This window comes from Monashia sp. HAY1-5C (genome assembly GCF_056755255.1).
The window spans coordinates 1-210 of the sequence record NZ_JBPGXG010000765.1; the positions used below are offsets into that span (position 1 = coordinate 1).

Below are 210 nucleotides of genomic sequence, written 5' to 3' on the forward strand. Positions count from 1 at the left end.
TCCGTCGTCGGCAGCGTCAGATGTGTATAAGAGACAGGTGCAGGTGCAGCCGGACGAGGTGTTCCACGAGATCCTCGAGCACCGCTGGTACATGAGCGAGCGTGCGGGCGGGGACGTGCCGATGCTGTCTCTTATACACATCTCCGAGCCCACGAGACGGAGCTACATCTAGTAGGCGGGTTTATTGTTTAGGAGAGGGGGGGGGGGGGG

General features: G+C 61.0%; 1 protein-coding gene. It reads left to right on the forward strand.

Going from position 1 to position 210, the window contains the following annotated elements:
- Positions 1-43: 43 nt before the first annotated feature.
- Complete coding sequence (locus ACR9ZK_RS23470) at positions 44-172, forward strand: DUF4032 domain-containing protein (protein ID WP_481344315.1); 129 nt, start codon at positions 44-46, stop codon at positions 170-172.
- Positions 173-210 lie beyond the last annotated feature (38 nt).